General features: G+C 57.8%; 8 protein-coding genes. 3 read left to right on the top strand and 5 right to left on the bottom strand.

Features of this window, described 5'->3' with window-relative positions; translation table 11 throughout:
* Positions 1 to 103 precede the first annotated feature (103 nt).
* From Q4Q11_RS28730 to Q4Q11_RS28720, 3 genes are all read left to right on the top strand, one after another.
* Positions 104 to 847 carry a GntR family transcriptional regulator gene (locus Q4Q11_RS28730; protein ID WP_498571603.1) on the top strand — a complete coding sequence of 248 codons (744 nt, stop codon included), beginning with the start codon at positions 104 to 106 and terminating at the stop codon, positions 845 to 847.
* Between the two features lie 386 nt (positions 848 to 1233).
* Positions 1234 to 2244, top strand: coding sequence for a TRAP transporter substrate-binding protein (locus Q4Q11_RS28725; RefSeq protein WP_112507919.1), 1011 nt, complete (start codon positions 1234 to 1236; stop codon positions 2242 to 2244).
* 145 nt (positions 2245 to 2389) lie between these two features.
* The gene (locus Q4Q11_RS28720) at positions 2390 to 4249 is read left to right on the top strand and encodes a TRAP transporter large permease (RefSeq protein WP_498571602.1); all 1860 of its coding nucleotides are present in this window, start codon (positions 2390 to 2392) and stop codon (positions 4247 to 4249) included.
* Between the two features lie 129 nt (positions 4250 to 4378).
* On the opposite strand, the gene Q4Q11_RS28715 is transcribed toward Q4Q11_RS28720, so the two are convergent.
* The 5 genes from Q4Q11_RS28715 to Q4Q11_RS28695 form a co-directional block, all read right to left on the bottom strand.
* Entirely contained in the window at positions 4379 to 5257 is an 879-nt protein-coding gene (locus Q4Q11_RS28715) for a Hint domain-containing protein (protein ID WP_498571601.1), read from the bottom strand.
* A 485-nt stretch (positions 5258 to 5742) separates the two neighbouring features.
* Positions 5743 to 7146: an ATP-binding protein gene (locus Q4Q11_RS28710; protein ID WP_498571600.1), complete on the bottom strand. Its 1404-nt coding sequence runs from the start codon at positions 7144 to 7146 to the stop codon at positions 5743 to 5745.
* Positions 7147 to 7396: 250 nt separating this feature from the next.
* Positions 7397 to 7693: a transposase gene (locus Q4Q11_RS28705; protein ID WP_498571599.1), complete on the bottom strand. Its 297-nt coding sequence runs from the start codon at positions 7691 to 7693 to the stop codon at positions 7397 to 7399.
* Positions 7683 to 9128: an HlyD family type I secretion periplasmic adaptor subunit gene (locus Q4Q11_RS28700; RefSeq protein ID WP_498571598.1), complete on the bottom strand. Its 1446-nt coding sequence runs from the start codon at positions 9126 to 9128 to the stop codon at positions 7683 to 7685. The genes Q4Q11_RS28705 and Q4Q11_RS28700 overlap by 11 nt, the downstream gene beginning before the upstream one ends.
* 11 nt (positions 9129 to 9139) lie before the next feature.
* Positions 9140 to 10855 carry a type I secretion system permease/ATPase gene (locus Q4Q11_RS28695; RefSeq protein WP_498571597.1) on the bottom strand — a complete coding sequence of 572 codons (1716 nt, stop codon included), beginning with the start codon at positions 10853 to 10855 and terminating at the stop codon, positions 9140 to 9142.
* Between the last annotated feature and the right edge of the window lie 132 nt (positions 10856 to 10987).

Here is a 10987-nt window from a genome sequence, read left to right as displayed (position 1 = left end):
CGAAAATACATACTACCATGGTAGTGTGTCAATTGCGCTTGTGGATTATTATCGAATAATGTGCGATGGCCATATTGTTTGCATACGGTGGAGGTCACGAACAATGGCGACGAAGAGATCCAACCAGATAGAGGCCGAAGAGCTTCGTCAGAGCGCGGCGGCATCGACACTCCTGCAGCCGATCAATCCTCGCCAGCCTATCGCGGCGCAGATCTATGAGCGGTTGCGGCGGGCCATTACGACACTGTCCATGCTGCCGTCGGAGGCGTTGAGCGAAAAGGAGCTTTCCTTGCAACTTGGCGTCAGCCGGACGCCGGTTCGCGAAGCGCTGATCCGGCTTGCAGACGAAGGGCTGATAGACATCCTACCGCAGCGCGGGAGCTTTGTGGCGCCGATCCGGCTTCGTGATGTCGAAGAGGCTCAATTCATTCGAGAATCTCTGGAAGTCGCAGTCAGCCGTAGGCTTGCAGGTGCCTGTTCGCGGCGCTTCCTGACGGAGATCAAGAGCAATCTCTACGACCAGGAAAAGGCGGTCAATACAGAAGCGCTCGATCTCTTTCTCGATCTCGATGAAGCCTTCCACCGAAGTTTTTGTGAGGAAGCCGGCTTGCCGAAAAGCTGGCGTGTCATCCAGTCCGTCAAGCTGCAGATGGACCGTGTTCGCTATCTCAGTCTGCCCGATCTCGGTCACCTGCGCGTTCTGCTGACCCAGCATCGCTCGATCGTGGACGCCATCGAATCAGGCGATGTCGACAAGGCAGGCAACGATATGGCGGCGCATTTGCGCGAAGTGCTTCGTACCGCGCGAAAACTGAGCGAACAGCGCCGCGATCTCGTTGAAAGCTAGCTCCTTCGGTGTCGGGCGTGACCGCGCGACATCATAATTGACATTGTACCATGGTAGTATTACAAGCCAACGCCAATGGAGGTCGGCCGGGTCATGGAAACCGCGACAGGTGATCTTTGTGGGAGACGAGGAGAGGTATAGGGGGGCAGAACCGGTCGCCGGACTTATGAAATGCACCGCGTTCCGATCGGCGAGTGGCGCAGTTTCATTGTCCTACAGCCCGCATCGTTTTGTTCCGTACAGTCCGTACAGGAAGAAGCTGGCAGGAGCATGCATCCGCACCATCCGGCACGGTAACGGACTTCGGAGCCGCAGCGTCGGGCAGCGAATGCCGGCGCGGACATCGGCAACGTTCCAATTCGCCAACATATTCCAGGGAGGAATGCATGAACATATCTCGCAGAACATTCGGTATGCTGACGGCTGGAGCCGCAGCCGCAGGTCTATTGTCGGCCCCCGGCCTGTCGCGCGCCGCCGCGAAAGTCAAGCTGCGCTATGGCACGGCATTTCCGGCCAGCCATCCCGGCGTCATCCGCATCACCGAAGCCGCCAAGGCAATCGCAACCCGCTCCGAAGGCGCGGTGGAATTGCAGGTTTATCCGAATAGCCAACTTGGCGGCGAAGCGGATATGTTCACCCAGGTTCGCGGCGGCGCGCTCGACCTCATGTCGACCTCGGGTGTCAACCAGACGGTCGTTCCCGTCGCCAGCATCAACGCCGTCGCCTTTGCCTTCCCGACCTATGACCATGTCTGGAAGGCGATGGATGGCGAACTCGGCGATCATGTCCGCAAGGCATTCCTTGATGCCGGCCTGTTCGTCTTCCCGAAAATGCTGGACAACGGCTATCGCAATATCACCACCGGCGCCAAGCCGATTACTGCGCCGCAAGACCTCAACGGCATGAAGATCCGCGTTCCGGGCAACCAGCTATGGGTGACGCTGTTCCAGACGCTGGGTGCCGCGCCGACGCCGCTCAATTTCGGTGAGCTTTATGCGGCTCTGCAAACCCATGTCGTCGACGGTCAGGAAAATCCGCTGGCGCTGATCCAGAGTTCGAAGCTCTACGAAGTGCAGAAATACATCGCCCTGACCGGTCATATCTGGGATGGCCACCACATCTTCTGCAACAATCGCCGTTGGCAGGCGATTCCGGCCGAGATGCGTACGATTGTCCAGGAAGAATTGACCACTGCAGCCGTGAACGAACGCGCCGACGTAAAGGACCTCAACGAAAAGGCCATGGTTGACATCAAGGCGACTGGCGTGACCTTCAATAAGGTCGAGACCGCGCCGTTCCGCGAAGTGCTTGCCAAGGCTGGCTTTTATTCGAAGTGGAAAGAAAGCTTCGGCGCAGAGGCCTGGGGTCTCCTGGAAAAGGACGTCGGCACGCTGTAACGGGCCGATGATGAATAGGACGCTCGCTTTGCCGTAAGCGTGCGTCCCGTCGCAAATAGCGGAGGCGTATCGCTTCGCCCACACGTTTCGGTTTGCGAAACGGCAGGCCGCGTCGCTCGGACCGGCGTATTTGGAGAGATCAATCATGGGCGTGACAGCTAATGTGGAGACCATTGCTCCGCGTGGGGCGTTTCAGCGGTTCGACAGCCTGCTCGGCCATACGGTGGAGGCGACCGCCGCGCTGCTGGTTCTGGCGGAGATCATTCTGCTCGGTTGGGCGACGCTTGCCCGATATGCCCTCCACAGCCCGCTCGTCTGGTCCGACGAAGTCGCCACGATCCTGTTTATCTGGCTGTCCATGCTGGGCTCTGTGGTGGCTCTACGCCGCGGCCAGCACATGCGGCTGACGGCCTTCGTCCGTAAGTTCTCGCCGCCCTGGCAAGAGCGCGCCAATGCCTTTGCGATGATGATCGTCGCCGCACTCCTGCTCTTGATGGTGGTACCGACATGGCAGCATGTCGAGGAGCGTATCATCAGCGTGACCCCCGTCCTGCAGATCAGCGAAGCATGGCGCGAAGCTGCGATGCTTGTCGGCATCATGCTGATGCTGCTCACAGCGATCGATAAGATGATCCAGTCGAGCAAGCCGGTGCAGATGGTTGCAAGCCTAGTGCTTTTTGCCGTCTTCTTCGGCTTGTTCCAACTGGCGATGCCGTGGTTCGACGAGATCGGCAATTACAGCCTGCTGATCTTCTTTCTCGGCATTGTGCTGGTGGCTATTGTGCTTGGCGTGCCGATCGCCTTTGCCTTCGTGCTGGCGACTGCGGCCTATTTGAATTTCGCAAGCTGGGTACCGCTTTCCATCGTGCCGGGCCGGATGAGCGAGGGCATGTCGCACATCATCCTGCTCGCCGTGCCGATGTTCGTGTTTCTGGGCGCCATCATCGAGATGGCCGGACTGGCGCAGGCGATGATTGCCTTTCTCGTCTCGCTGATCGGCCATCTGCGTGGTGGCCTGCAATATGTGCTGCTCGGTGCGGTCTATCTCGTTTCGGGCATCTCCGGCGCCAAGGCTGCGGACATGGCAGCCGTCGCTCCGGCGCTGTTTCCGGAAATGAAGAAGCGAGGCAACCGCGAAAGCGATCTGGTCTCCCTCTTGTCTGCGTCTGCGGTCATGTCGGAGACCATCCCGCCGTCTATCGTACTGATCACGGTCGGCTCGGTCACCGGCGTGTCGATCGCTGCCTTGTTCACCGCAGGCCTACTTCCCGCCTTCGTCGGCATGCTGGCGCTCTGTGTCGTCGTCTACATCCAAACGCGCGGCGAAGATATGAGCCATGCGAAGAAGGTCGATAGCAAGCTAAAGCTGAAACTGTTCTTCGCTGCTATCCCCGGCCTCGGCCTGCCAATCGTCATCCGCACGGCGGTGGTCGAAGGCGTGGCCACAGCCACTGAAGTCGCCACGATCGGCATCATCTACTCGATCATCGTCGGCGCTCTCTTCTATCGCAAGATGGAGTGGCGCAGGCTTTATCCGATGCTCGTCGATGCAGCCTCTCTATCGGGCTCCATCCTGCTCGTTGTCGGTGCGGCGACCGCCATGGGATGGGCGCTGACGCAATCCGGCTTTTCGCAATATCTCGTCGATCTGATGCAAGGCGTTCCCGGCGGAAAGATCAGTTTCCTGCTGATTTCGGCGCTGAGCTTCATCATTCTGGGCAGCGTCCTAGAAGGCGTGCCGGCGATCGTCCTGTTTGGACCGCTGCTTTTCCCGATTGCCAAACTGCTCGGTATCGACGAAGTGCATTATGCGATCGTCGCGGTGTTTGCGATGGGCTTCGGGCTGTTCTCTCCGCCCTTCGGCGTCGGGTTCTACCTGGCCTGCGCCATTGGCCGTGTTTCGCCCGACGACGTCATCGGCAAGGTCTGGCCGCATCTTCTGGCTTTGTTCTTCGCTTTGCTGTTGATCATCTTCATTCCATGGATTTCCGTCGGCTTCCTGTAACGCCGCATCTCGGCAATGCAGATACAAAAATCATAAAGATTCGAGCGCCTCGGCAGATTAATTCCGGCAAGCAACACGGACCCCGAAGCCCGGAAGACTTCCATGGCTTCCGGGCAGCAGCGCAGCTTGTCAGGGCGATAGCTCCTTGGCTCGTGCGTTGATCTTCTCGCATGCATCCCCGAGCGGATCGCGCACTCGCACCAATGGGGAAACGCCGAACAGGAGAAGCGCTTTGAAATGCATCCAGCCGCCTCCAAGCACCGGCGCATAGGATGTCATCACGGTGCGTTCTTGGCCATAGAGACGCGCGTACTCGGCAAAATTGGCGAAGTTCTCGTGATTGCTATCCTTTAGACAAAATGTCTCGGCTGCAGCACCCTCGGCAAGGATGACTTCATGCGTATCGAGCATTACGGCATAGTACTCGATCGGCATGCCGTCGGCCGGAATGACAGGTGCGATGGTCGTGCCGTTTGCAAGCTCCTTCACGCGGATGAAAATGCCGCCCAGAAGCAGCGCATGGCCAGGCGACAGGTAGAGATCGGAATGTGGTGTGCAGCCATCCAGCGCGTGACGCGAAACCCGGATCGGGATAACGTCCTTATGCCAGCGTGCGCCGCTCTTCTTGAAGACTTGGCGTCCGATCCACTTGATCGGGCGGGCGCTCCCGTCTGGAAGGACGACGCAATCGTCGACGCGCAAATCCTCGACGGGCTTCTCACCGCAATCCGTGAGGATCGCTGTACCGCGCAGAAAGCAATTCGCACCGCCGCCGCGATAGCCTCCACGGCGATCACTGTCATGAGAGTTTCCGTGTCCATCCGGGCCTCCGTGTCCATCAGCGTCGTCCCGGCCCCAAAGACGCCCTATCGCACTCGCAGGAGACCTAGAAATTGCCATCGCCAACGCTGCTACGCCGGCAAGCCTGGCACCGGCCGCTGCCGCGACACCTAAAAAATGCCTGCGTGCAGCATCACGCGGCCGCTTCGGATTTTTCCCGGAGGACATGCTCGTCTCCTTTTTCAAAAGGAATAGCTGCAAATCATACGACAGGTTGCCTTTTATTCAACTTCACAGAACAGCGCTGGCTCTCCCTCAAAAGGAGTAGGCATATCGTTCTCGGAGACGAAGCCGGCAATACGTTCTCAAATGGGCGCCTGACCTCTCTTCTTTGCCCACGATCTTCGAGGGCTCCTTGATTGGGCACCCGAATTATTTAGAGGAACGAGCCCTTAGCGAGGCACTTGGTTCATAGCGGGAAGCTTCTAAATCAACACCCAAAAACCATTGCGGCGTTATGGGGCAAGTGCCACAAAATTTTAGTCGGCTAGTATCGCTCGTTCCGAGCTGCAACGACTTTATTAAGGGATTCATTGATCATAACATCGTCTTCGTTTTGTCGCAGAAAGGCTTTCCCAAAATCCCTTTGTCGCCTGTTCAGGAGTTGCGTCAAGCGGCGCGTTAGGAGTGGCGATGCGCCCAGGTTGTGGCCTCTATCGGTGCGGCTTTACCAGTGTTTCGGGGGTTATCAGATGCAGATGCTCGTCTTCTTTCGCCAAACTCTCGACATCGCTTGAAAAACCGCTTCTGCTGAAAAACAGGTAGTGCTTGCCCGTCGCTCCTTCCCCGTAAGTCGTTTTCTCGGATCGCTCTTGCAATAATCGGACGTGGCCAAGGTCGATCACGCGCGATCGCCATTTGCATTCGCCATAGAAAAATGCTCCATCCAACAATCGCCCTGCGACATCGATGCCGAAATCGGCGTGACCCCAGATCTGGCCAACCTCCTGCGTCGGCGCCGCAAGGACCTCCTGCAGATGAAGCCTTGCAAATTGAAGGGCGATTGGTTCGAACGCAATCCCCATATATTCTGAGAACCGAGGCTCCACGACGCGATCGTAAACCTCCTCGCCAAACCCGCTGCTGATCGCGCTCAGGTTTGGTCGCACGAAACGATGCCAGAACGACATCAGGCTGTCTGCAACGCGATAGCGGCGATTTCGGCCCTTTTCGTCGGCATCCAGCGATTTCGAATTATCGATCAAATCAAGCGCGAGCAGTTTTGCCAGGTAGGGTCCAATACCGTCTGGTTTGACACCCAGTCGGTTTGCGATCTCCGACTTGGTGTTACAGCCGTCAGATACAGCCGCAACGACGCTTGAGTAAAAGGACGGTTCTCTGAGTTCGGTCTGCAGCAGCGTGTTCGGTTCGTCGATCAGCGTGCCTGTCTCCGTGAGCAAGACTTTGATGACGTTGTTGCGGAGCGGTTCCCGAGCGTCGCAAAGCTGAAGATAATAGGGAATGCCGCCGAAAATCGCATAGGTTTTGATAATGTCGTCGGCCATGTACTCTGGGAAAAACTTGGCGACATCGGCAAGGGGCAAGCCCTTCATGTCGAGCGACAGGGTTTTTCGCCCGTAAAGCGGGTTCCGTTCCGCCAACAGGTCTTTCATTTGAGAAATGGCAGAACCGCAAAGGATCAGTTTCATCGCCCCCTCACCAAGCACGCCGGAATCCCAGAATTTCTGCACTATCGATGGCAGCGCTGGCTCGTTATCAAGCAGAAAGGGAAATTGGTCGATCGTGACGATCAATCCCGGATGCTCGACGGCATGCTCGGCAACATAGTGCAGCACCCCCTCCCAGCTTGACAGGGCTTCGAGCTGAGGCTTTGATCCGATTGCTTTTCCGACATCGGATTTGAACTGCTCCAGGTTCAAAAGTGATGAGACGCGGGTCGCCTGAAAGTAGATTTCTGGGCGATTCTTGGCGGCCTCCCGAAGGAACCGCGATTTGCCGATCCGCCGTCGGCCAAATACGATGATGAGGGAAGGTCGTTGCGAATCCAATTCGGTCCGCACCAGCTTGAGTTCGCGCTCGCGCCCTAAAAACTGCATATGCCTTCCTGTAGATAAAAATAATTACCGTAATCGTGATTACCTTAATCGTGATTACCTAATTGGCGTCTCCTCTGTGAAGTCCTGCGCGCTAGGGACTCCCCTGATCCTCTCCGGATTGCCGATTTTTCTGCAGCAGCAGGCTAAAGATCATCATTCGACGGTATAAGCCTATGCCCCTTGAAAACCGCCGCCGCCCTCAGTCTGAGCAGAGGGACAAGCGTAGTGTTCTCAGCCGCATGCTTAGAGGTTAGTTTCGCCCATTCGGTGTCTTCGCCAGCATCTCGCTCAGCGTTGCCGCCCAGAGCATGGCTTCGGCCAGAAGCTTCTTGAGCTTCTGGTTCTCTTCCTCCAGTGCTCTCAATCTTTTGCTATCGAGGCCGGCATTTCCAGAATGCAAGGATTGCCACCGATAGAAGGTCGGCTCGCTGATGCCGTGCTTTTGGCAAACATCCGCCACCGTCACCCCTGCCTGGTGCTCCTTTAGGATCCCGGTAATCTGGTCGTCGTCGAATTTTCTCCTGCCCATCACCGTCTCAGTCCTCACGAAATGCTCTGTTGAAGCTGTCGAGGAGTGGTCTGATGGCATAGAACGCCACGCTGCTTTTGCCCGTTTCGATCAGTGCCTGTGCGGGCATGCCGGCAACCAGTTCGACATCGCTCATTTTCGCCAACCGTTCGTCCGTCACGCGGATCGTCGCGGCAAAGTAGGGTTGGCCGCTTTGCGCGTCGGTGAGACGGTCCGCCGATACATATTCGACCCGGCCCTTCAGCAGCGGAACACGCCGCTGATTGTAGGGAAGAAGGTGAACTTGCGCCTCAAGCCCCGCGCGCACGAGATTGATGTCTTCCGGTCTGACATGGGCTGATACGATGAGGCGATCGCTGCGCGGCACAAGATCGACGAGCGGCTCGCCCGCGCCGATCACTCCGCCCGCCGTATGAATGCGCAGGTTCATGATTGTTCCATCTTCGGGGGCACGGATATCGGTTCTTGAAAGCTGGTCATCGATCGCCCACAAGCGCTCGCGCAATTGCATGATCTGACTTTCCGTGTCGCGCATGCCTTGTGCGACTTCGCTCAGCCTGTCGCTTTCAAGCTTTGCAAGATCGGCCTGCGCCCCGCTGATCATCTGATAGGCGCGGGAAATCTGCGCCTCCACCTGACCCTGCTGGCCGGCAAGGTCTGCTTTTTCCCGCTGAAGGTTGAGGACGGTGTTCTTTCGTTCCAATCCTTTGGCGTTGAGGGTCGTAACCTGGTCCAGTTCCAGCTGAGAGATTGCCGCTCTATCGGTCAGTGCCGCCTTTTGCGCGGTAAGCCCGACGATTTCCTGCCGAACCTGCGCGATTTTCTCATTGGTGATACCAGCTTCTGCCTGCATGACCTCGCGGCGCGCTTCGAAGATTTTCCGTTGTCCGGTTATAATCGAGCCCACCGAAAGATCTTTGTCCATTGCTGCCCTGAGATCCTGCGGAAAGACGATATGGTCGGTGCCCGTTTGCTCGGCAAGCAGGCGAGCGCGGCTTCCTTCGGCGTCCCAAAGTTGCCCTTGGATACTGTCGCGCTCGGAGCGGGACTTCGTGTCGTCGAGTTCTATCAAGACTTGTCCGGCCGTGACGGCGTCGCCGTTCTTGACGAGTATGCGTCGCACGATTCCGCCTTCTAGGTGCTGAATGGTCTTGCGGCTGGACTCCGGTTCGATGACGCCCGATGCAACCGCTGCGCTTTTCAGCGGTGCGAGAACCGACCAGAGTCCCAATCCGACTATGAAGACGCCGATTAACAGGTTCCCTGTCCAGATAACGCCTCTAAGCCTTGGCATCGGCGAAGGGGCGGCGGGTCCGCGCTGTTTCGACTCGATCACCGGCGCGTAGGCTACCAGTTGCTTAGGCGCCGCAATTGATCGTTCAGCGAACCGTTGGCTAGCTCTTGATGAATTCGAAAGTCTTGCCAGCGTTGCGTCCAGTCGAACAAGGGTCATGGCACTCCTCCCTACGTTCCTGTTCGAGGTGGCGGTTGAAGATAGGTTTCATAAATCTGCTCACTGTCGCCGAAGGCGGCTACCGTCCCGTTGCGCATAATGGCAATCTTGTTGGTAGCTGGCAGGATACCCATACGGTGAGTTATGATAACAACGGTCATGCCTCTCGATTTCATGCGCTCGATCGCCCTGTAAAGCATGCGTTCGCCGTCATAGTCCAGGCTCGAATTCGGATCGTCGAGAACGATGAGGGAGGGATTTCCATAGGCGGCCCGGGCCAGTCCCAGCTGTTGGCGCTGAGCGCGAAGGAGCAGGCTTCCACCTTCGCCGATATCGGTCTCGTAGCCCTTTGGCAGCCGCATGATCGCCTCGTGCAATCCAACCAGCTTCGCGGCATCGATCGCTTTGGCGGGGTCTCCTCCATCCAGCCGGCCGATTACGTCCTTGATTGCTCCGCCGAAGAGCTCGACATCCTGCGGCAGGTATCCGACGTGGTGGCTACCTCCACAAAGGCGTAGGGCCGAAATATCGACCCCGCCAAGAAGAGCGCAGCCGCTCGTTGCTTGCACAACGCCGGCGATGATGCGACCTAGCGTCGATTTCCCCGATCCCGACGGGCCGATGAGGGCGACGCATTCGCCGGGCGCCAGGCGCAATGTGATGCCCGTCAGTATCTGCCTGTTGGCGAATGGCTGAACATAGCCGACGCTATCGAGAACGAGGCCATTGGGTTCCGGTTGCGGTATCGTTCGGGCATCGCGTTCCGATGCAACGGCGATCAGCATCCGGTCCAGGCGATTGAAGGCATTGCGAGCAAAGGTCAGGGAGCGCCATGCACCTATCGCGCCCTCGATCGGCGCAAGTCCGCGCCCGAGCAGCAGGCTCGCAACGAAGATGATGCCGGGGCTGCTGTTGCTCGCAAGCACGAGCCATGTGGCAGATCCCATCATCAGGATCTGCGCGAGTGTCCTGATCGATTTGGAGAAACCAAGAATGATCTCCGTCCGATGCATGGCAATGTCCTGCGCCCTTCTTGCCATTTCCGCATCGCGATAGACCAGCAGCGCTGCACCATACTGCATGCCCATCGCCCGGATCACCTCGATGTTCTTGAGGACGCTCGCAAATCGCATATAGCTCCTCGAAAGGGCAAGATTGGCGCGGGCGAGGGGCTGTTGCGTCGCCAATTCCGTGAGGAAGGCAAACAGCAGAAGCGCCAGTGCGCTCAGAAGACCGATCGCGCCAAGCAGAGGATGAACAAGAAAGAGCAGGAGCAGGAAAACCGGCGCCCAGGGTACGTCAAAAAACAGGGAACTTGCCGGTGAATCGAGGAATTGGCGTAAGGTGGCCAGGTCCCTGTAGCATTCCGTGGCGGTTCCCGCATCGGCGCGCGCGGCGTATTCGAATGATGCGGTGAGCACCATGGGTCGCAGTCTGTGATCCAGCCAGCTGCCGATGCGCGAGAGGGCTGCCCGGCGTACGATGTCCAGCATTGCGCCGACCACCACGGCGATGGCGATGATCATTGTCAGCATCAGAAGCGTGTCAGCGCTTCGGCTCGATAGAACCCTGTCATAGATCTGCAGGAGATAGACCGAAGGCGCCAGAAGAAAGAGGTTGTAGCCGCAGCTATAGAGGAAAACCAACCCTAGGGCACCGGCGCAGGCCCGCAGTGCAACAACGAGCTCTGTCTGTGGGCGCGATGGCGTTACAGAAGGCGTTGCCATTGTCGATCTCGCTCCACGTGATGCTGACAAGACGAGGCTGCCGGCAGGTTGCGCAGCCTATGAGGGTCGCCAGCCAAACCCGGCGACCCTCATAGGCTTGTGGTTCATGAGCCAAGATGGCTGAGGTCGATA

It is taken from the genome of Rhizobium sp. UFLA01-1127 (assembly GCF_059803845.1).
The sequence above is the reverse complement of the archived record's forward strand: the minus strand, read 5'-3'. Positions and strand labels throughout refer to the sequence as shown.

What these genes read in the sequence shown, in the direction of transcription:
- Q4Q11_RS28730 (WP_498571603.1), top strand. Translation starts at nt 104, where the DNA reads ATGGCGACGAAGAGATCCAACCAGATAGAGGCCGAAGAGCTTCGTCAG.
- Q4Q11_RS28725 (WP_112507919.1), top strand. Translation starts at nt 1,234, where the DNA reads ATGAACATATCTCGCAGAACATTCGGTATGCTGACGGCTGGAGCCGCA.
- Q4Q11_RS28720 (WP_498571602.1), top strand. Translation starts at nt 2,390, where the DNA reads ATGGGCGTGACAGCTAATGTGGAGACCATTGCTCCGCGTGGGGCGTTT.
- Q4Q11_RS28715 (WP_498571601.1), bottom strand. Translation starts at nt 5,257, where the DNA reads ATGTCCTCCGGGAAAAATCCGAAGCGGCCGCGTGATGCTGCACGCAGG.
- Q4Q11_RS28710 (WP_498571600.1), bottom strand. Translation starts at nt 7,146, where the DNA reads ATGCAGTTTTTAGGGCGCGAGCGCGAACTCAAGCTGGTGCGGACCGAA.
- Q4Q11_RS28700 (WP_498571598.1), bottom strand. Translation starts at nt 9,128, where the DNA reads ATGACCCTTGTTCGACTGGACGCAACGCTGGCAAGACTTTCGAATTCA.
- Q4Q11_RS28695 (WP_498571597.1), bottom strand. Translation starts at nt 10,855, where the DNA reads ATGGCAACGCCTTCTGTAACGCCATCGCGCCCACAGACAGAGCTCGTT.